Source organism: Mariniflexile fucanivorans (assembly GCF_004341235.1).
Lineage (GTDB): Bacteria > Bacteroidota > Bacteroidia > Flavobacteriales > Flavobacteriaceae > Mariniflexile > Mariniflexile fucanivorans.
The window spans coordinates 273,439-293,120 of sequence record NZ_SLUP01000007.1 but is presented as its reverse complement, the minus strand read 5'-3'; the positions used below and the strand labels follow the sequence as shown (position 1 = coordinate 293,120).

General features: G+C 35.6%; 22 protein-coding genes and 1 pseudogene. 4 read left to right on the top strand and 19 right to left on the bottom strand.

Annotation, left to right across the window (positions count from 1 at the left end; translation table 11 throughout):
* The 11 genes and pseudogenes from EV196_RS20050 to EV196_RS15245 form a co-directional block, all read right to left on the bottom strand.
* Positions 1-206, bottom strand: a pseudogene (locus EV196_RS20050) (D-alanine--D-alanine ligase); the annotation flags it as partial.
* Positions 203-901: an NRDE family protein gene (locus tag EV196_RS15285; protein WP_132218635.1), complete on the bottom strand. Its 699-nt coding sequence runs from the start codon at positions 899-901 to the stop codon at positions 203-205. The pseudogene EV196_RS20050 and the gene EV196_RS15285, both read right to left, overlap by 4 nt.
* Positions 889-1,392, bottom strand: coding sequence for a DinB family protein (locus EV196_RS15280; protein ID WP_132218634.1), 504 nt, complete (start codon positions 1,390-1,392; stop codon positions 889-891). Before EV196_RS15280 ends, EV196_RS15285 begins: the two co-directional genes overlap by 13 nt.
* Before the next feature lie 68 nt (positions 1,393-1,460).
* Positions 1,461-2,012: a carboxymuconolactone decarboxylase family protein gene (locus tag EV196_RS15275; protein ID WP_132218633.1), complete on the bottom strand. Its 552-nt coding sequence runs from the start codon at positions 2,010-2,012 to the stop codon at positions 1,461-1,463.
* A gap of 63 nt (positions 2,013-2,075) precedes the next feature.
* Positions 2,076-2,621 (bottom strand): YceI family protein, encoded by a 546-nt coding sequence (locus EV196_RS15270; RefSeq protein WP_132218632.1) that lies wholly within the window; start codon positions 2,619-2,621, stop codon positions 2,076-2,078.
* 34 nt (positions 2,622-2,655) lie between these two features.
* A complete protein-coding gene (locus EV196_RS15265) occupies positions 2,656-3,123 on the bottom strand; it encodes an OB-fold protein (protein WP_132218631.1) in 468 nt (155 codons plus the stop codon).
* 489 nt (positions 3,124-3,612) lie between these two features.
* Positions 3,613-4,209, bottom strand: a complete 597-nt coding sequence (locus EV196_RS15260; protein ID WP_243652254.1) for a sigma-70 family RNA polymerase sigma factor — start codon at positions 4,207-4,209, stop codon at positions 3,613-3,615.
* Between the two features lie 92 nt (positions 4,210-4,301).
* A complete protein-coding gene (locus EV196_RS20260; RefSeq protein WP_262711346.1) occupies positions 4,302-4,613 on the bottom strand; it encodes a DUF547 domain-containing protein in 312 nt (103 codons plus the stop codon).
* Positions 4,614-4,642: 29 nt separating this feature from the next.
* Positions 4,643-5,062 (bottom strand): DUF547 domain-containing protein, encoded by a 420-nt coding sequence (locus EV196_RS20255; protein ID WP_262711345.1) that lies wholly within the window; start codon positions 5,060-5,062, stop codon positions 4,643-4,645.
* 393 nt (positions 5,063-5,455) lie between these two features.
* Positions 5,456-5,812 (bottom strand): hypothetical protein, encoded by a 357-nt coding sequence (locus EV196_RS15250; RefSeq protein WP_132218630.1) that lies wholly within the window; start codon positions 5,810-5,812, stop codon positions 5,456-5,458.
* Positions 5,813-5,826: 14 nt separating this feature from the next.
* Positions 5,827-6,729: a hypothetical protein gene (locus EV196_RS15245; protein WP_132218629.1), complete on the bottom strand. Its 903-nt coding sequence runs from the start codon at positions 6,727-6,729 to the stop codon at positions 5,827-5,829.
* A gap of 128 nt (positions 6,730-6,857) precedes the next feature.
* Here EV196_RS15245 and EV196_RS15240 point away from each other — a divergent pair, with 128 nt between their 5' ends.
* On the top strand, positions 6,858-7,280 hold the full coding sequence (locus tag EV196_RS15240; protein WP_132218628.1) for a helix-turn-helix domain-containing protein: 423 nt from the start codon (positions 6,858-6,860) through the stop codon (positions 7,278-7,280).
* Between the two features lie 84 nt (positions 7,281-7,364).
* Here EV196_RS15240 and EV196_RS15235 read toward each other — a convergent pair whose 3' ends face one another.
* From EV196_RS15235 to EV196_RS15200, 8 genes are all read right to left on the bottom strand, one after another.
* On the bottom strand, positions 7,365-8,957 hold the full coding sequence (locus EV196_RS15235; RefSeq protein ID WP_243652253.1) for a type IV secretory system conjugative DNA transfer family protein: 1,593 nt from the start codon (positions 8,955-8,957) through the stop codon (positions 7,365-7,367).
* Between the two features lie 12 nt (positions 8,958-8,969).
* On the bottom strand, positions 8,970-9,995 hold the full coding sequence (gene mobB / locus EV196_RS15230; RefSeq protein ID WP_132218627.1) for a MobB family relaxase: 1,026 nt from the start codon (positions 9,993-9,995) through the stop codon (positions 8,970-8,972).
* Between the two features lie 2 nt (positions 9,996-9,997).
* Complete coding sequence (locus EV196_RS15225; RefSeq protein WP_132218626.1) at positions 9,998-10,555, bottom strand: BfmA/BtgA family mobilization protein; 558 nt, start codon at positions 10,553-10,555, stop codon at positions 9,998-10,000.
* Between the two features lie 176 nt (positions 10,556-10,731).
* Positions 10,732-10,923, bottom strand: a complete 192-nt coding sequence (locus EV196_RS15220; protein WP_132218625.1) for a hypothetical protein — start codon at positions 10,921-10,923, stop codon at positions 10,732-10,734.
* A 115-nt stretch (positions 10,924-11,038) separates the two neighbouring features.
* A complete protein-coding gene (locus tag EV196_RS15215) occupies positions 11,039-11,236 on the bottom strand; it encodes a hypothetical protein (protein ID WP_132218624.1) in 198 nt (65 codons plus the stop codon).
* A gap of 16 nt (positions 11,237-11,252) precedes the next feature.
* Positions 11,253-11,702 carry a JAB domain-containing protein gene (locus EV196_RS15210; RefSeq protein ID WP_132218623.1) on the bottom strand — a complete coding sequence of 150 codons (450 nt, stop codon included), beginning with the start codon at positions 11,700-11,702 and terminating at the stop codon, positions 11,253-11,255.
* An 81-nt stretch (positions 11,703-11,783) separates the two neighbouring features.
* The gene (locus EV196_RS15205) at positions 11,784-12,122 is read right to left on the bottom strand and encodes a single-stranded DNA-binding protein (RefSeq protein ID WP_132218622.1); all 339 of its coding nucleotides are present in this window, start codon (positions 12,120-12,122) and stop codon (positions 11,784-11,786) included.
* A gap of 52 nt (positions 12,123-12,174) precedes the next feature.
* Positions 12,175-12,396: a hypothetical protein gene (locus EV196_RS15200; protein WP_132218621.1), complete on the bottom strand. Its 222-nt coding sequence runs from the start codon at positions 12,394-12,396 to the stop codon at positions 12,175-12,177.
* Positions 12,397-13,056: 660 nt separating this feature from the next.
* Between EV196_RS15200 and EV196_RS15195 the strand changes: the two genes are divergently transcribed.
* From EV196_RS15195 to EV196_RS15185, 3 genes are read left to right on the top strand one after another with little or no spacing between them, the layout of a single operon-like run.
* Positions 13,057-14,922, top strand: coding sequence for a site-specific DNA-methyltransferase (locus tag EV196_RS15195; RefSeq protein WP_132218620.1), 1,866 nt, complete (start codon positions 13,057-13,059; stop codon positions 14,920-14,922).
* A 2-nt stretch (positions 14,923-14,924) separates the two neighbouring features.
* Positions 14,925-16,550, top strand: a complete 1,626-nt coding sequence (locus EV196_RS15190; RefSeq protein ID WP_132218619.1) for an RNA-binding domain-containing protein — start codon at positions 14,925-14,927, stop codon at positions 16,548-16,550.
* 2 nt (positions 16,551-16,552) lie between these two features.
* A complete protein-coding gene (locus EV196_RS15185; protein ID WP_132218618.1) occupies positions 16,553-19,678 on the top strand; it encodes a type III restriction-modification system endonuclease in 3,126 nt (1,041 codons plus the stop codon).
* Positions 19,679-19,682: the final 4 nt, after the last annotated feature.

Sequence of the window (19,682 nt, the reverse complement as noted above, 5' to 3'; positions counted from 1 at the left end):
TTAGGGATTAAATCATATATCTCTTTTTTACTTTCTAAAGCAAAGCCACCATTGATTATTTTAGGATTACTGGCATTAAAAAAACCTAATGAACGTGCTTTAATGCTCAAATAAATCCAATAGAAAAATATTGGAAAATAAATCACATTCGTATTCCAATATTCCCAATTTAAGATTTTATGAATGGTATTTTTTAGAGTTCTCAAAACGTTATATTTTCAATTATTTTATTTGTAATTCTATCAATATAGGTCATTTCAACCTTATTATTATTCAAAACTAATTGGGTTATGCTTACTGTTTGGGTTTTGTCTTCTCGATTAATAGCTAAACCAAATTCTGTATTTTCTGAATGTGTATCGCTATGAAATGATAACATATTACCAACAGTTAAGCTTTTTTTATAACAAAAATCTTGAAACCATTGTTTTCTGATATCTTGTTGGCTTTGATTATATAGCGTTGCAGAACTCCAAAAATGTGGTTTATCAATAGATTTTGGGGTGATATATTTTCCAACTCCGTCCCATCTTACTTCTGTTAATTCATTCTTTTGAAAAATGATTAAGGTGAATGGCTCCACCTGCTTTAAATTTACTTCTGAAAAATAAAATACTGGTTCTTCATCTACTATTATTTCCTTTAGAACAACGCCTCTGCTTTTAGTGTAGAAGTCTTTTTTTTGATGGTTTTCAAAAGCACCATTAAGTAACACTATACATGTACCATCCTCCTTTGCCACAATCCAAGTACCGCCGGCTTTCTTATCTTTGGGGTAGATCAACTCAACTCCATTTTCAAAATATATTTTTGGTTCAATAGTGGGGCGATAACTTTTTTCATCTCTGTTAGATGTTAAAAGGAACCCACCTTCTAAAGGAACAAAACTTACTGAACACATTGCTTCCTATGTCTAATAGTTGCTGGTGCTAACCCAAAAGTATCATCTATAAAATTCAAACATTTCACTTCTAGCAAGCCAACTTTAATCAACGCTTGATGATGAATACTATGTTCTAAACAATAAGCCAATTCTCTTAAAAAAGAAGTTTCAATTTTAATTTGCTTCCCTTCTTCTGCACAAAAATTACCTTCCAAAATCATTTGTATATCATTATTTTCTGTTTTTAATTTTGCACAAATTTCATCAATTACTTGAATAGCAATTTTGGTATCGGTTTCAATTGAAAGATTTCGTACTCGATTATCATAGTTAATAGTTTTTGCTTCAAAACCACTAAAGACACTTTGATAGAATTCTATAATGTGTCTAACATGTTGCCCTATGGTTGCACCAAATAATGTTGTAGATTGAAATGTATATTGCTCATTAGTTAATTGAAGCAATACAGTTTTTATCTCATTTAAATTCTCTTTACAATAGTTTTGCATTTATGCTTGATTTAAGAAATAGACGTCTTATTTTGTTTTCCTGACATAGTTGGTTAATATGTAAAAGCTTATTTTTTCCAGATTCTCCCTGCAAAAGGAACATCTACTACTGGATTTGTAAGATGATTTGAGTAGTTACTTAATGTTTTTACTGCTATGCCAGTAACAATACTTAAAACATGTGCTTCAGTATATCCAATTGCTAAAAAATCATCAACTTCTGCTTGTGAAACATGTCCTCTATTTGCGGTAAGTGAACGTGTTAGCTTTGACAAAGCTGCTAATTTAGTATCGGGAACTTGTTTATTATCACGAATAGCATTTGTGACTTCAGTAGGAACTTTGCTCATCATATCTCCCACGAAACTGTGAGCCGCCATACAATATTCACAATTATTTTCATAGGCTACTGAAAGAAAAACCACTTCTTGTTCAACAGAATTAAAGCCAGAATTAGCTCTAAACGAGTTATAAGAATATGTGTAAGCATCTAGCAAAGCTGGGTTAACCCCCATTTTTTGGTACATGTTTGGAATAAAACCTAATGCTTTTTGTGTTTTATCTAAAATCTCTTGAGAAATTGGCGAAATTGTATTGTTTTCTAATTTTAAATGTGCCATAATAATATGTAGTTAAAAAACAATCTTGATGAGTAAATCAAGATTGTTTATTTTTTATTTGAATTAATAATTCGCTTCTACAGTAACTTCTACTGTTTTAGCAATATTTGTAGAAGGTTTTCCTCCTTTGAAAGCTATCTCATAATCAGCTAGCGTAAGGTTAAATTTGGATGCCAAACTAATTTTTCCTTCTTTTATCACAACTGTTGCTTTTTCCTTAATAGGTTTTGTAACACCATTTATGGTTAAGTCTCCAGTTACATCTACATTATAAGTTCCGTCTTTAGTGAAATTTACAGCGTCAAGATTCGCTATTTTTCCAATTAGCTTTGCTTTTGGATTTGCCTTTGTATTTAAAAATTTTTTACTATTAAAATGCTCTTGCATTAATGATTTTTCAAATTCAAAACTCTGCATTGGTACAGAAAAAACGATATCTCCGGAAGCAGGAGTAATAGTACCTACTGACGCATAATTATTAGCTTCAATATTTTCGGCAGGTGTTGTGGAAAAGAATTTAAAGTGTGTTTTTGTACTTACTTGCTTTTGAGCAGAAACTGTTAGTGAAATAGTCACTAAAGCGATCATTGTTAAAATTACTTTTTTCATTTTTCTAAAATTAAATTAATTATTATTTACTTGTTTATTTTGACACGATGTCACATTTATCTATAATGACGTTTTCATACATTTCTAAATCAGAATCGAAAGCCGCACCAGAACGTATCACGCCCTTTATAGTTATCTCATCACCAAGTTTTACAGTATTAGTATGAGCATTCGTTTCTACAGTGAAAGTTGCGCTTACACCAGCTTTATCTGTAGCGTTTTTAAGAAGTATTACTTTATGGTTATTAAAATCTTCAGAGATATCGGAAACGATTCCCGTAATTTCTAAAACTTTTGAATTACCCTCTTCGTCAAGATATTTTGCATTTGCAGCTTTAGCGTCTGTTAAATATTCATTAACTATAGCACTTGCCCTATAACTAAAATCTGTTTCGGTTGCTTGAACATCTCTTGCTGGTTTGTTGAACATGTACAATGCTATTCCTGCCGCAATTAAGACTCCTATGGTTAAGGCTAATAAAATTTTCTTTTTGGTTGTCATTTTAAAAAATATTTATAAATTTTGTTTAACTGAATGAATAGACTTTAACTACATTAGTTCCTGACAATTAAATCAAAAAGATTACTTAAATACTCTTATTAAATTGATTTTCAATAGTTTATATAATTATTCATAGCAACAAAAAAAAGGCACCACAATTTCTTGTGATGCCTTTAGTACTTTTAAACAACTATTAATTTAAGACTTATTGATTTTCTCGATAATTTTTCGTTTTCTGTCTACAGACGAATCTGTATTGATTTTAGATGTACTGTTAAATAATTTAGATATTGCCTTATCAATAAATTTTGCTTGATGCTCATAAGATTTGCATGTTTTACACATAGACGTATGAATAGATAATTGCATTTTCTCTTTTATCGTTAATGTCGTCAGTAAACCTTTATCAATTAATTCTGTGGTTTTTTTACACGAATTTACCATTGTATCCATTATTCTTTTTAATAGCATTTTTTATTTTTTTTCAAATTATACCCATTTTATTTCCAAACATTTTTTTAGAGCCAATTTAGCTCTATGGATAATCTGCCAATAATTAGACACGGTAATATTCAAATCCTGACAAATCTCGTCTGCTTTTTTATCTGTTAGATATTTTGAGGTTATCGCAAAATGCCAATTTTCAGGCAAATCGCCCATACAATTCTTCAACACATTATTGAAATCTGGATTGTCCAGCAACTCTTCATCTTGGTTCCACATCGGGTTAATGGCTCTGACCTTCCAATTTTCGGTTTCATCAAAAAATCCATCGGTAACCTCGTAGCCTTTATCTTCAGACATACTAATAGTTCGTTTGGTTGTTTTTGTGCTTAACCTATAATAATCAATGATTTTATTATTTAAAATTGAAAATAACCAGGTTTTAGGTAGGCTATCCCCTTTAAAGGAATCAAATTTATGATAGGCAGCAAGAAACGTATCCTGAACCAAATCTTCAGCAGTTTCTCTTGAAGATGTTTTATAAAAAGCCCAAGAAAAAAGAGCATCGTTGTATTCGTTGACCCAATTTTCAACTGTTAATTTAGAATCTACTTTGATGGCATCCATGAATATATATTCCATTTTAGAAACTCAAATATACTATTTATGACCTAATAAAATGTTTTTTATGATTTTAAAATATAGATGTTTTAAATATAATTATTGAGAATGCATTAATTATTTAAATTCCAATTGTAATCTTTGAATTTTATTTTAGCATTTGCATTGATTTTTATTGAAGAGTAACTATTTAAAAAATCAATTAGTGTTCCATTTGTTTTAAAATCCCCTGAAAACCAATCAAATATTTTTGATATTTCTATTTTATTTCTATCAATACTATTTTTTGTTTTATCATTAATAAAAGAAATTGCCGAATGTTCCAACTGTTTTTCAATTTTGGATTCGATATAGGCTTCATTCAATAAATTAGGACAGGAATAAGATGCACAATTGATAGCGAAATGAATTCTAGGCTCGTTCATCTTTCTTAAAATTTTATGCTCAATTTTACCTAAGCTATAGCTCTATTTTCTAAAATTATAAAGTTTTGATCCCAAGGATTTTTAATGTCCTTAATGCTTTTAACTGGGTAATTATCTAAAATTAATTTTACTGTAAATGCATTGTAAGAATTAATCCAATAAGCTAATGTTGTATTTTTTGACGATGATTCTTTCGGAAGGTTGTTTGCCAAAATATCTAAATAAGATTGTAATGCTACCATATCATTCTTAAAACCTATATAATCAACTTTCCCTATACTTGAAACATGTTTTTGCAATAAAGTATTCCATTCTTGGTGATCAATTATTGTTGCATTATCACTAATTTCAGAATTGGAACTATAAGCAAAGTATGGAACTGAATTGGTGCTGTTCAGACATGACAAAAATGATAATAAAAATATTAAAAGAATATACTTTTTACTCATGTTTAATGTTCTTTTTATTATTAATTATTCTTGGTGGTTTATTTTAATTTTTATAAACTAATAGTCTTATTAAATTATAAAAACTAACAATCAATTTTTAAATACAAAAAGTGTACTTAGCCTTATTCAATAACGGGAACTGGACTCGAACTTTTAGTTGACAACGTCTAATCACGTATAATTGAAGCTAAAATATTGAACATGAATTATATCTCATTTAAGTAATTTTCGTTAATCTACAATAGAACAAATGATAAAAAAAGTGATTATCATACAGCAATTTAAATTCGAAACCCCATTGAAATTAAAGGTCATCGGACCTTCTTTCACCACTCTCTTCAGTAGAAAATAAGACATGTTTAACACACCTCTTGAGTCGCTAAAGTTTCTTGATTAAACTATTACCTTTGGCAATAACAGTTTTTCAATACTATCATAGCTTGCCAATTGGTCATCGGGAAGTATGCTATCCACCAAGTCCAGTACCGTGGCTATGGTCAAATCCTTTGAGCAATTGGTGAGTCTTGGGGAAGCAAAATCGTTCTCACTGTCCAATGCCAAGATACATGTCCTTAAAAGGCATGAAATGATATAGCGTAGTTCTCCATTGTCCGATACCTCAAAGGTCACCTCCTGCATGGTGCTATGATCCTCCCTCCTATAGTTTTTGCGTACCCTTGGATTCAACAATTGGATGATTTTCTCTAGTTTTTCTTTGTTGGTTATTTGCGTTGTGTCGTTTGTTTGCATGATGGTAAATTTAGTTATGAAGTTTTTTTTTCTTTGGATTCTGAATTTAATTGAGAAGGTTGGCAATGGAGTTCTTTGAGATGTTTTAATTGGTCTTTACCAAGTGTTATGGCTTCTTCATAGAAGCGTTCACATAGTTTAGCGACTTTATGGGCATCATTGCTTGAAAATTCATTTTTGCCCTTGAAACGTATGATATCTTGGGCATTGCACAGCATATAATATTGGCGTTGCAGACCAAAGGTCGTCCTTGGGAATATCTTATTCGGCAATTGTGTGAAGTGGCTGCATAGGTGCAATAGGTAGTCCAATGAATAATGGTGTGGCTTATATTCCCAAAATAGGTTCAAGAGTGCCATACATATCTGTTCCATGGCACCGTGTACAATGGCCAGTTTGGAATTGGGCTCTTCGTTGTCCATGATGGTATCTATTACCTTTAGCATATAGTCTGCCCGTTCCATACGGCTCTTCCACCCTGCCTTTATCGTTTTAAATACTTGTTTATGATAGCATATCCTATATCGGCTAAACCTGAATAAGGCATCGTCCTCTTTGTACAGGCAGGGGGTTTGTGATATCGTTCGGGTCAAAAAATTATCACCCACATCTATCCTATCCATGATATTGGACAAGGTGTGGAAAATGACATATACTTTACAGCGTTGTTGCATCTTATTGTACAGTCCATACATAAAGTCACCTTGGCTCTTGCGTGGGGATTTATGCCCAATGATGAGTAGCGTATAAGTGACCAGTTTTTGTGGATTAGTACATCCTGGAGTCAAATAGATGTCTTGCCTCTTTTTTTCGGGATATACACCAATGACATAGATTGAATGTAATGGTAGTTCTTTTTTTATTAAGCCAATAAGTTCCTTCTTAAATGGAAATTTTGCGGGTGCTTTTGTTTTCATGATGTTTGTTTTTACATAAACTAAAAGCAAAAACCCTACGTACCAAACCAAAACACTTTGTATATTACCACCTTATATTTGTTTTTTACAAGTAGGATAATTTTTGAAAAAAATCTTATATTTGAATTATGGAAACAGCAACAAAACCAAATCACATCGGTAGAAAGATAAGCCGTATTCGAGAGCTTAGAGGCATGAAACAAGAAACCCTTGCGGAAGAACTGGGCATTAGCCAACAGGCTGTTTCTAATTTGGAACAATCCGAAAAGATTGAAGATGACAAACTGGAGCAGATTGCAAAGGTGCTTGGAGTTACAAAGGAATCTATCGAAAATTTTTCAGAGGAGAGATTGATTTATAATATTCAAAACAATTACGATGGGTCCAATAAAGGCGCATCATCTGTAAGTGTATCTAATTTCAATTGCACATTTAATCCACTTGATAAGCTATTAGAAGCGCATGAAGAAAACAAAAAACTTTACGAACGCTTATTGCAAGCTGAACAAGACAAAATTACCTATTTAGAAAAGCTATTGAAAGAAAAATAAAATTACTTAATAATATACTTTTAAAAAGGGAATCGTTTTGAAATGGTTCCCTTTTTTATACTTTTAACTTTGGTAGATCATGATTTAAGACTTCAACTGGAACAGTTGTCTGACCTCAAGATGGATCCGTTCAAAATTAGCCTGTATCTCGGCATCATTATACCGATGGATCGGGGGCGGAAGTTCCCTTGTGATCCTTGGCATTTTAAACTGAACCTTTCGATCCTTGCCATCCGCAAAAGAAATAAACTCCCCTTCCTTCAACCTAAAGAACACATCGGAACGTATTTTACTCACTTCCTTCTCCCCTGTACTGATCCTGGAATCAAAGTCTAGGCTGTTTTGGCTCTTGCTGATCGTGGTTGTCGGTTTCTTGACGATCTCAAAGAAACGTTCATAATATTTGGCGGTGTCGGGGTCGTTCGCCTTGCCAAAGAACTGGTAGGACAGATTGCTCAAAATGGCTCGGCTTGCCTTATCTCCATACATCATGTCATTTTGGGTCTTGTCCTGCATCACATACACCGTTGAAATATCATAGCTCCGTAAGGTTGCAGGAATGCGGTGCATATTGAGAAGCCTAATGGTAGGCGCTTCCTCGATAAGGATAAAGGCCGATTCCCGATGTCTTACGCTCATCTGTTTGGTCATGGTATGGATAATAGTGGCAATCACTGGGGAGTAGGCCGTTTCAAATTTGGGATTGTTGACTATGGACACCACTGCTGGATTTTTGGGGTTATTGATATCCAAGGGTACTTCATCTGCTGAGAGCGCCATAAAGATGCGTTGGGTGCTGATTTTCTTGAGGGCATTCGCTAGGGTGCTCATCACCCCTGCCGTTTGGCGTTCGGAATCCCTTCCTGAGATAAAGGCATTAGCCATGGCTTTAGAGGTGTAATCGGAACTCAAAAAATCAATGAGACTATCGGTATCCAAATATTGATAGGTAGCAATCAAATGGGGAAGCGTACAATATTTAGGATGGGTGGTTTTGAGTTTCCAGATAAGCCCACCCAAAAGGCCTTCCACGGCATCATTAAAGAATTTGGAAGAACCAGCCGCGTTGGACTCCCGTTGTTCCAACAGGTTTTCCAAAAGTACCCGAGATACTTCATTGACGCTTTCCTCGTCTTCCATATACCTTGGGGCAATGGGGTTCACCTTGGCATAGATGTCATCAAAGGAAATGATATGGAAAGGACGGTTGGATTCCTTATACAGTGGGTACGCCATTTCCGTGATCTCAAAATGTTTGTAATCATGGATAAGACCGCAAAATTGATACCGCTGGAAATGTCTTAACATATTGTAGACCACCGATTCGGTCTTGCCACTACCGGCGGATCCTATAATGGAGATGCCCCTACGGATGTTCTGGAGTTTTATGCTGCCCTGTTTTACCTGGAGCTTTACTGCATACTTACGTTCCTTTTTCGGTCGTTCCCAAACGGGGACTATCAAAACATATAGGGCGTTCTGGATGAATATGAGAGGCAATAGCCATCGTCCCAAAAGGGCCATGAGCTTATCGGGATGCATGAGATAGAGCAATGCTCCCATCATCAGCAACAATACGGCACTTAGTCCATAGGCGAAGCGCAAATATCGAAAACCCATTGCTATCAAAGTGGTCAGGGCAACATAGATACATATTATCAAAACAGGTGTTGTCATAGGATTGTTTTTTTAAATGCCGATGGAGCTTGCGTTTTTTGCCACATCGATGGTTCTTTTTAATTGTTTGAAGGCTTTCAGTGCCAATTGCACTTGGTTTGTGGGAATGTTCAGATTGGGGACGTGCATGCCCGATTTGCCCATCATCTTAAAGGCGGCACTCTTTTCATTGGTTGGGAGTGCCATCAGGTGTGCAAAGAACTTGTACGGTTCTTTGTTGTACATTTTATGTGCCGTATAGCTTTCCACAAAGTTCCGCTCGTATTTGAAAAGTTTATCAAAGGTCTTTTCTGCCTTTTCAAAAAACTGGTCGCGTTCAAAGCCCCGCTTTACCGGGCTGCCGTTCAAGATGGCCTCGGAGGCTTTGTGGGAACTTCCTGGTGACAGGCTGAGGGTGTTGGTCATATCCTTGCGGCTGACAATGATATGGACATGGGTCTGGAGCCCCTGCTTTTTCATCCCCTGCACGACCATCTTGCCATGGCTATGGTGTGGGGCTTCTGTCCTGAGCCGCTCGATCATTTTTTGGATAGCTTGGCTGTTGCCCTCCAACTCCCCGCTTCTGATTTTCGCTAGGTCATGTTCCAATTTTACAATTTGTGACCTAAAGGGTTGGTTTTCCTTTATTTCCCTATCAAAGCCTTTATAGGTTCGCTCGTACTCGATCTTGGCATAGTATTTTATACTGTCCACCGATACTGGCATATCCCTATAAAAGGAACTGGCATAGTCCTTCATGGCTTCCCTGACATACTTCCGTAATTTATCTGGGTCATTGCCGATGTGCTTCAGCTCCCTTTGGCTTGGACTGATGGTCAGGGAATAGAACTTGGGCTCGTTTTTTCTGAGCTTGGCGGTATTGCCGTCGATGTCCTTGACAATATGTTTGGGAGATACGTGGTCATTGTGCTGGTCAAAAAAGTGCTCTTGCTGTTCTGGGACCTTGTCCCTGTTTTCTTTTTCCAGATAATTCACAAAATCGCCGGAGCTCTGTGAAAAGGTGGTGTCCATGTGTTGTTTGGTGATGGAGATGTACATAATTAACTGTTTTTGATTTTCTCTTTAAGGGCCTCATAGTCTTCCAAGGTCATGTCCAATTGGAGCCTGGGCTTGCCAAAACTGCTTTTTACAATATGTACCTTGGAAAACAGGAAGTCCTCAAATTGTTGTTTGGTTTCTTTTAAATCCCTTTGGAGGGTGTTCTTTTCCTTTCTCAGCTCGATGGCCTCCAATGACGTGGCAAAAAAAGGATCTTTGGTGGTCTTGCCACTTTGTTTGACCTCCACTAAACGGGGCTGCTTTTGTTTTGGTGGCGTTTGTTCAAACAGTAATTGGAGCATCGCCGTGGTCGGTTGCGTCTGGTGCTTTTCGATATCCTTCACAATGGCAACCAAGGCATTGATGCGCTTTTTGATATTGGCTTCCATGCCCCGCATGTTCGGTCCCAGATCGGTCATGGGCGACAGTTGGTAGGTATCAAAAAAGTCCATCATATGGTTCAGGGTCTCGGTGTAGGAGCCTCCAACCTTGGCACAAAAACCCTTGAACCGCTCTACGGTGTCCTTATGGAAATTGATACTTAAAAATCGGCGTTTCATTTGTTTCTTTTACTGTTATTTCTTTCGATTATGTTAATGCTCCCCAGTGTTTATGCGGGTTTTCAAGGGCATTAACATAATTATGGTATTTATTCTGTCGATCAAACATGATTTATTTTAAATTAACTAACTGTATTACAGTTAGTTATAAATACATCGAATAACGCAATGCCGCTTTAGCGCATTGCCCTCTTGCTATCCATTTTTCGTCCCGCAGGGACCAAAATTTCCAAACAACTTAGTCCTTTAAACCAAGTTGCTTTTTTCCAGCGTTCCCGCTCTTTTAAAGGTATTGGATTGTTTTTTGAAACCCAAATGGGGTTTGGTCTCAAATGGTTGGTTTTGATAGCAAAACTTATGATTTCCAATAAATGTTTGGATTTGGGCGTCAGATTTTCGAAATGATCTGAAAATAATTTAAAAAATAAAGACCTCACCTTTAGTGAAGTCTTATGTAAAAATTTAAAAAACACACCTATTGAGTTATATATTAAACACGTACTTATAATTATATAGGTTGCGTGTTGCTTCTTCATCCAATAATTCATCATAATCCAAATGATGCTCTTGGGCGTACTTTTTCAAATCATGTCCAAACCTGTTTTCAATATCTTTCTTGGATATGGAAAGCAGATGGTTTTGTGTTTGTGCATCAAGGTTATTATAATTAAGATATACCATAATTTGTAGTTTTAAATTATAACAAACCGTTATCTGAAAAGCTGTAATACTCGCCATTTGGAACAACGATGATATGGTCCAATACCTTTACATCAAAGAAAGCAGCTGCGTTCTTGATTTTTTCCGTGAGTTGTTTGTCCGCTTCACTGGGCATCAATTTTCCACTGGGGTGGCAGTGCGATAAAATCACACCCACCGAAAGCGATTTTAAAATGACCGCAAATAAAATACGGACGTCCACCAATGTTCCGGTAATACCTCCGGACGATAATTGATAAATACCTTTTATTTTATTAGAGTTGTTCAATAAGAGCACCTTAAAGGATTCTTGTAAGGCAATGGTATCTTTGTCCCATGTTTCATAAAGCAATTTTCCCGCATCGGCAGAACTTTTGATGGCAGGGGATTTTGATAAGGCTATTTTCTCTTTGTAACTGATTTTTATTTCGTTAACTTTGCTTCTCATTGTTTTTTTCTTTAGAGATTAATAATGAAAAGAGGTCACACACTAATTGAAAACTGGTTTTAGTGCCCTCTTTATTTTTGTTTACTCGTTGCCTCCCAAAAGGAGTATTTCACTCACTACCACTTCGGTCACATAGCGTTTTGTGCCGTTCTTGTCCTCATAACTTCTTGAGGTCAGTTTGCCCGCAATGGCAACTTCTTTCCCTTTGTTCACATATTTTTCAATAATGTTTGCCGTTCTGCCCCAAGCCACAATATTGTGCCAATCCGTTTGGGTCTGTTTTTCTCCTTTTGCATTCTTGTAATGCTCATTAGTAGCCAATGGAAATTTTGCTCCTTTTTTTCCATTGTCCAAAGTTATCATGGTCGGGTCTTGCCCAACGTTTCCGATTAACTGTACATGGTTCTTTAATGTTCCCATAATTACATTGATTTAGTATCTACTATTAGTAGATGGATTAATATTCAGTGATTTACTTATTGTATCCAGAAGCGTTTTTCTTTTTTGATTTTTTTTTAGTGCCACTTACTTTTTGGATATTTTGATATGATTTCATAATCTGATATTTTGATTTACTTCCCGTAGAGCCTTCGCTGTTATCTTTTTTTGATGCTTGGTGTGATCCAATATTCAGGCTTGGTAAGACGTATAAAAAAGAGCGAGGCACGAGCTCTGGCTTTATGCCGTCGTCCAAGAATGAATATTGTTGTTTTGCTGTCAAAAAAAGGTAGGACAGTGAGGGCTAGGAAGTGGATTAAAAACCTCTGTGAAATTTAAAATGTCAGGAAGTGGGACTCAAAGACATAATGAAATACCGATAAAGCGGACTTAAGTTTAAAGTTTGGAATTGGGAATGCAGTTTCCTGCGTATTTCAGCAGGAAGAACGAAATGGAAATTCTAAACTTTGAGCTTGTGTCCAAGACTTTTATAATGAAGCGCTTTTCCCGAAATGGAGTTTATGGAATGTAGTGGGAATGGGCTGAATATATAGAACAGTAATTGTTTAAATACTGATGAAATCTTATTGTACGATAACTCAATACTCTATGAATGAAAGATATTTGTTTTATAATAGCCCTCCGCAAGCTCTTTTCTTCGTCTTATTCACAATAAAAATCCACTCAATAATAATTCTTACAATTCCATTTACATTATTTACCATACTTAATTGGTAAATTTTATCTTTGTAGAAACAGGAATGCCTTGGCTTCCTATTTAATGTAGATTACATTTACATTTGGATAATAAAAAATACATTTTATTACTCATATCAAATGCTAAATGCTATCTTACTTTCTTAATCAAATTAAGAAATATAACAGAACATGTCGCTTTATAAACAGGACAAACCATATGACTAACGAAAAACTAGACTTAGCCTCGCCAGACTTGGTAAACGAAAACTTTGAAAAGCTTGCCCAACTATTCCCCAACTGTGTTACCGAAAGTGCCGATGGTAAAGCCATAGACTTCGATTTGTTAAAGCAAGAACTCAGTCATGCTGTGGTTGAAGGCACTAAAGAGCGTTACCGTTTAGAATGGCCTGGAAAACGTGAAGCCATTGTAACGGCAAACCTGCCAACTACCAAAACCTTGCGCCCTGTACGCGAAGACTCTGTAGATTTTGACAATACCGAAAACCTCTATATAGAAGGCGACAATTTAGAGGTGTTAAAGCTGTTGCAAGAAAGCTATTTGGGCAAAATAAAGATGATTTATATAGACCCGCCATACAACACAGGTAATGATTTTGTTTATAAAGACAACTTTACCCAAGATAGTGAGGAATACAAGGAAGAAAGTGGGCTAAAAGACGAGTACAACCAACGTTTACAATCCAACCCAGACACCTCTGGGCGTTATCATTCAGACTGGTTAAGTATGATGTACCCTCGGTTAAAGTTGGCAAGAAACTTACTTTCAAATGATGGAATTATTGCTATATCTATTGATGATAATGAGGTTGATAATTTATGTAAAATCTGTGATGAGGTATTTAGCGAAGTAAATAGAATTTCAATTGCTGGATGGCAAAAAGTTTATAGTCCAAAGAATCAAGCTAGGTATCTATCCAACGATTATGAATACGTTCTTTTATATGCTAAAAGCTTAGATGACTTTAAGGTTGGTTTACTGCCCAGAACATCTGAAATGAACAAAAGATATAAAAATCCTGACAATGACTTTAGAGGAGATTGGAAACCAGGTGATTTAGTAGCAGCAGGAGAAAGAAGTGGAGGACATTACATAGTTAAAAACCCATACAATAATGAGGAATTTGATGTTCCGTCTGGAAAGCATTGGGCGTTTTCAGAATCTCGAATGAAAGAATTACTCAAAGAGGATAGGATTTATTTTGGAAAAAACAAAGATAGCTTCCCCAGTTTCAAACAATTCTTAACCGAAGTTAAGCAAGGGCGTGTGGCTTCTTCTCTTTTAACCTACAAAGATTATGGACATACTGATGAAGCAAAGAAAGATTTTATAAAACTATTTGGTGAATCAGGTAGAACTATTTTTGAAACATTGAAGCCTGTTAGACTTATACAGAATTTAGCAAGAATTGCGAACACCCAAAATGGAGATATTGTTCTTGATTTCTTTTCTGGATCAGCAACATCAGCACATTCAATTATGCAATTAAATTCAGAAGAAAATGGAAAAATAAAACACATCCAGGTTCAAATTCCAGAACAAACTGATGAAAATAGTGAAGCCTTCAAAGAAGGCTATAAAAATATCTGTGAAATCGGAAAAGAACGCATCCGTAGGGCAGCAAAAAAAATAAAAGAAGAAACCAATGCCGATATAGATTATGGGTTTCGTGTCTATCGTTTAGACGATAGCAATATGCAAGATGTATATTATAAACCCCAAGAATACAGTCAAGCAAACCTAGAATTGTTTTCAGACAATATTAAACCCGATAGAACGCCTGATGATTTATTGGCACAAGTGATGTTGGATTGGGGTTTACCTTTATCGCTCAAAATTGAGCAAGCCGTTATTAGTGGTAAAAAGGTTTTTAAAGTATCTGAAAACTCCCTTTTTGCCTGTTTTGATACGGGTATAGATGAGGCTTTTACCAAAGAAATAGCCAAAGAAATGCCGCTTCGTATAGTTTTTAAGGATAGTGGTTTTAAAGACGATACTGCCAAAACCAACGTCAAGCAGTTATTAAAACAATTGAGTCCTGAGACCGAAATGAAAGTTATCTAAATATGGCGTTACCAGTAAACATACACGATTTAGTACATGGTAATACCGTAGAATGGGAACGACTGGAATTTAAACAAGGTTGGAATCCTGAGGATGTAATCCATTCTATGTGCGCCTTTGCCAACGACCTCCATAATTGGGGCGGTGGCTACATCATTGTTGGCATTGCCGAAAATAACGGGCAACCTTTATTGCCTCCTACAGGTTTACAGCAAAACCAATTGGATGACATTCAAGGAAATATTGTTAGGCTAGCTCATCAAATACAGCCCAATTATTTCCCCATTACGCAACCGTATATTATAGATGGTCAACATATATTGGTTTTATGGTGTCCTGCGGGCGATAATCGTCCATACAATGCGCCAAGCGGTTTAGGCAAAGGCGCACAACGCCAACATTATATTCGTGTTGGTTCTCGCAGTATTGTTGCCCAAGGCGATAATTTAAGGCGGTTGCAAGAATTAGCAGCACGCATTCCGTTTGATGACCGTATAAATAACCAAGCAACCATTCAAGATTTCGATTTAGGTTTGATACAAGCGCATCTTCAAGAAATTAAGAGCGATTTGTATGCTTCAAGTACCTCTATGCCTCTTATTGACCTTTGTAAAGCCATGTTAATAGCCAAAGGTGCTAATGAAAACATCCGTCCTGTAAATGTAGGTTTGCTGTTTTTTACGAAAGCCCCTGAAAACTTTTTCCCTAGAGCTTGGATAGAATTGGTATGGCATCAAGACAATTCAGGCAAAAAATTTAAAGAATACTACTTCAAAGGGCCTTTGCAAAAGCAACTTCGGGATGTTTTTTCGTTTGTTAAAACTAACATTATTAGCGAACAAACAGTAAAAGATTCCAATAAAGCCGAAGCGAATAGGTTTTACAACTACCCATTTGATGCTTTTGAGGAAGTCCTTTCAAATGCCGTGTATCATAAAAGTTATGAATTGGGTTCTCCTATAGAAATACAAATTTGGGCTGATAAAATTGAGATTTTAAGTTATCCAAGTCCTGTGCCTCCCGTAGATGCAGAAGTTTTAAGCACCCATAAACGTATTGTGGCTAGAGAATATAGAAATAGACGGATAGGCGATTTTCTTAAAGAACTTAAATTAACAGAAGGTCGTGGTACTGGTTTTCCAACTATTTATAGAGCTATGGCTGATAATGGTTCTCCTGGCCCTATATTTCAAACGGATGGACAAACTTATGTTTTAGTAACACTTCCAGTTCATAAAGGTTTTAAAGAAAGTAACGGAGCTAGTAACCAAGCTAATACTCCTGACAAGGCTATTGTTTTTAGTAGCTTAGAAGATATTGTTGCTTTTAGTAACCAAGCTACTAACCAAGTTAGTAACCAAGCTAGTGACCAAGTTAAAGCGATACTTAATGATGAAGTTCATAATAGAGTTGAAGACATGCTTACACTATTAAAAACAAAATTAAAAAGAGCTGAATTGTTTAAGTTCATGGATTTAAGCAATCAATCAACAAACAGAAAAAAATACCTAGACCCGTTAATAGATTTAGGATGGGTAGAAATGGAATTCCCAGAAGAAAAGACTCACCCAAACCAAACCTATATAACTACTGATTCAGGAATCAGAATTTTGGAATTGATAAGCTAATTATGAAGTTACAGTTTAAAGAACAAGAGTTTCAAGTAAATGCGGTAAAAACCGTTGTGGATTGTTTTGAAGGGCAACCTTTAAAAACCAATCGTTTTACCTTGGAGCGCAGTAAAGAGCTTATCCGCAAAGCAAAACAAGCAGCATCTGGCGCAACCATGCTCGATTTCAATATTGAAGAAGACATAGGGTACAGAAATAGCACGATTCAGATTTTAGAAAATCAGGTTCTAAAAAATGTGCAAGCTGTTCAAAAAGGGCAGGACTTACATGAAAGTCCACAAATAGAACGCCCAAAAGGTATTAAGCTAGGTTATAACCTAACTATAGAAATGGAAACTGGTACAGGTAAAACCTATACCTATATCCGCACCATGTATGAATTGTTTCAAAAATATGGGTGGAGCAAATTTATTGTTATTGTGCCAAGTATTGCCATTCGCGAAGGGGTTTACAAATCGTTTCAAGTAACCCAAGAACATTTTCAAGAAAAATATGGACATAAGATAAATCCATTCATCTATAATTCGGGTCGCCCTCAGGATATTGAAAATTTTGCTTCCGATAGCCGCATAAGTGTTATGATTATCAACACACAAGCTTTTAATGCTAGAGGAAAAGATGCCAGACGTATTTATCAAGAACTAGACCAATTTGGCACAAGAAAACCCATTGAGATTATAGCGCAAACCAATCCGATTTTGATTATTGATGAGCCACAATCGGTTGATGGTACCAAAACCTTGGAAAGTATGCAGGATTTCAATCCGCTATTTACATTGCGATATTCTGCAACCCATAAGGTAGATTACAATAAAATATACCGATTGGATGCTTTGGATGCTTACAACAAACGCTTGGTAAAGAAAATTCAAGTAAAAGGTATCAACCTAAAAGGCTCTACGGGTACAACGGGGTATCTTTATTTAGAGCATATTAGTTTAAGCACTTCCAAACCTCCTTTCGCTGTTGTTGAATTTGAACAACGTGTTGGCTCAGGTGTTAAAAAAGTGAGAAAAAAATTGGGGGAAGGCGCAAACCTCTATGAGCTTTCAGGCGATATGCCTGCTTACAAAAATCAAACCATTACAGAAATTAACGGCTATCTCAATAAGGTGGTTATAGGCGGTCAAGATATATTCCCTGGCGATATATTAAACGATAAAGATGAAAACGCATTTCGTAGGGTACAAATACGCGAATGTATCATGTCGCATTTGCAAAAAGAGAAACAATTATTTGATAAAGGCATAAAAGTCTTGTCGTTGTTCTTTATTGATTCCGTTGAAAAATACAGAATATATGATAGTGAAGGCGAACAAGAATTAGGCGATTACGCCAAAATATTTGAGGAAGAATATAAAAATGCAGTCAATGAATTTCTCGACCTGTTCCATCAAGACTATAATGACTATTTAAGAGATACAGACCCTAGTTTAGTACATAAAGGCTATATGCCTACAAACTATGGCGAATACCTAAAACGGGATGAAGCATCGCAAGTTCATGAGGGGTATTTCTCTATCGACAAGAAAAATAAGATGATTGACCCAAGTGTTAAACGTGGAAGTGAGGAATCTGATGATATTTCAGCTTACGACCTTATCATGAAAGACAAGGAACGCTTATTAAGCTTTAAAGAACCGACACGTTTTATCTTTTCGCATTCGGCATTAAAAGAAGGTTGGGATAACCCCAATGTATTCCAAATTTGTGCTTTAAAAAATGCTGAAAGTGGCAGTCTTACCAGAAGACGACAAGAAGTTGGTAGAGGTATGCGTTTGTGCGTTAATAAAAACGGTAATCGTTTAGATTTTGAAGCCGTTGGCGAACAAGTCCATGAAATAAACAAACTTACGGTTATTGCTTCTGAAAGTTATGAGGCTTTTGCAAAAGGCTTGCAGAAAGAAATTGCCGCCACTTTAAAAGACAGACCACAAAGAGCTGAGGTTGAATATTTTGTTGGCAAATTAATTAAAAATGATAAGGAAGAAGAGCATCGCATTACTGAAGAAGAAGCTAAAAAATTAAACAAGCTTCTCTACAAAGAAGATATTATTGATGAAGATGACAAAATTTCCGTAGAGGGAAGGGAACTTATTGAACAAAATAAGATGCCACTTCCTGAGCAATTAGAACCTTATAGAAATGCGGTTTGTCAGTTATTGAAATCTGTTTATTCAGGCGAAGAATTTAAGCCAGAAAACGAACGGGAAACTATTGTACTGAATACAAACAACAACTTTAAAAAGAAAGAATTTCAGACACTTTGGGATAAAATCAATCTAAAAACCATCTACGAAGTAAAATTTGATACTGCCAAATTAATTGAGGACAGTAAAATACTCATCAACGCACAATTGAACATTGGCGATAGGATTTATGAAGTTAAAACTGGCGAATTGCAAGATGGTACTAAAGAACAAATGCAAGAAGGGAATTTGGTTAAAGAATCTAAACGGGAGTATCAAAAATTAAAAAACGACCTCTATGCTGATGCCGTATATGACATTGTTGGAGAAATAGAAGCTCTTACCAATTTAACCAGAAAAACTATTGTTGCAGTTCTAAAATCTATAAGTGAAAAGAAATTTTTACTTATTCGTAAAAACCCAGAAGAATTTATTGCCAAGGCTAGTAAATTAATAAATGAGGCTAAAGCGAGCCTAATTATTAACAACATTGTCTATCATAAAACAGATGAACGGCATGATGCAAAAACGGTATTTACCAATGACAAATTTGCGCTTAGAAATTCTGAGTTATTGAAAAAGCATATCTATGACTTTTTAACCTCAGATTCTAATATCGAGTCAAAATTTGCCACGGCGTTAGAAAATAGCGTTGAAGTAGTTGTATATGCCAAACTCCCAAAAAGTTTTTATATATCAACACCTGTGGCAAACTACAGTCCAGACTGGGCTATTGTTTTTGACAAAGATAAAGTAAGACAGATTTATTTTGTGGCTGAAACCAAAGGCTCTGATTCAGATATGGATTTAAGAGAAATTGAAAAATTGAAAATTCATTGTGCAGGGGAACACTTTAAAGAAATTAGCGGTAATGTAGTAAGGTTTGAAAAAGTGAGTAGCTACGACAAATTATTAGAAATTGTACAATCAGATTGATTAG

Excerpts from the sequence above, each read along its gene's own strand:
- EV196_RS15285 (WP_132218635.1), bottom strand. The coding sequence starts at position 901 with ATGTGTTCAGTAAGTTTTGTTCCTTTAGAAGGTGGGTTCCTTTTAACA.
- EV196_RS15280 (WP_132218634.1), bottom strand. The coding sequence starts at position 1,392 with ATGCAAAACTATTGTAAAGAGAATTTAAATGAGATAAAAACTGTATTG.
- EV196_RS15275 (WP_132218633.1), bottom strand. The coding sequence starts at position 2,012 with ATGGCACATTTAAAATTAGAAAACAATACAATTTCGCCAATTTCTCAA.
- EV196_RS15270 (WP_132218632.1), bottom strand. The coding sequence starts at position 2,621 with ATGAAAAAAGTAATTTTAACAATGATCGCTTTAGTGACTATTTCACTA.
- EV196_RS15265 (WP_132218631.1), bottom strand. The coding sequence starts at position 3,123 with ATGACAACCAAAAAGAAAATTTTATTAGCCTTAACCATAGGAGTCTTA.
- EV196_RS15260 (WP_243652254.1), bottom strand. The coding sequence starts at position 4,209 with ATGGAATATATATTCATGGATGCCATCAAAGTAGATTCTAAATTAACA.
- EV196_RS20260 (WP_262711346.1), bottom strand. The coding sequence starts at position 4,613 with ATGAACGAGCCTAGAATTCATTTCGCTATCAATTGTGCATCTTATTCC.
- EV196_RS20255 (WP_262711345.1), bottom strand. The coding sequence starts at position 5,062 with ATGAGTAAAAAGTATATTCTTTTAATATTTTTATTATCATTTTTGTCA.
- EV196_RS15250 (WP_132218630.1), bottom strand. The coding sequence starts at position 5,812 with ATGCAAACAAACGACACAACGCAAATAACCAACAAAGAAAAACTAGAG.
- EV196_RS15245 (WP_132218629.1), bottom strand. The coding sequence starts at position 6,729 with ATGAAAACAAAAGCACCCGCAAAATTTCCATTTAAGAAGGAACTTATT.
- EV196_RS15240 (WP_132218628.1), top strand. The coding sequence starts at position 6,858 with ATGGAAACAGCAACAAAACCAAATCACATCGGTAGAAAGATAAGCCGT.
- EV196_RS15235 (WP_243652253.1), bottom strand. The coding sequence starts at position 8,957 with ATGACAACACCTGTTTTGATAATATGTATCTATGTTGCCCTGACCACT.
- mobB (WP_132218627.1), bottom strand. The coding sequence starts at position 9,995 with ATGTACATCTCCATCACCAAACAACACATGGACACCACCTTTTCACAG.
- EV196_RS15225 (WP_132218626.1), bottom strand. The coding sequence starts at position 10,555 with ATGAAACGCCGATTTTTAAGTATCAATTTCCATAAGGACACCGTAGAG.
- EV196_RS15215 (WP_132218624.1), bottom strand. The coding sequence starts at position 11,236 with ATGGTATATCTTAATTATAATAACCTTGATGCACAAACACAAAACCAT.
- EV196_RS15210 (WP_132218623.1), bottom strand. The coding sequence starts at position 11,702 with ATGAGAAGCAAAGTTAACGAAATAAAAATCAGTTACAAAGAGAAAATA.
- EV196_RS15205 (WP_132218622.1), bottom strand. The coding sequence starts at position 12,122 with ATGGGAACATTAAAGAACCATGTACAGTTAATCGGAAACGTTGGGCAA.
- EV196_RS15195 (WP_132218620.1), top strand. The coding sequence starts at position 13,057 with ATGACTAACGAAAAACTAGACTTAGCCTCGCCAGACTTGGTAAACGAA.
- EV196_RS15190 (WP_132218619.1), top strand. The coding sequence starts at position 14,925 with ATGGCGTTACCAGTAAACATACACGATTTAGTACATGGTAATACCGTA.
- EV196_RS15185 (WP_132218618.1), top strand. The coding sequence starts at position 16,553 with ATGAAGTTACAGTTTAAAGAACAAGAGTTTCAAGTAAATGCGGTAAAA.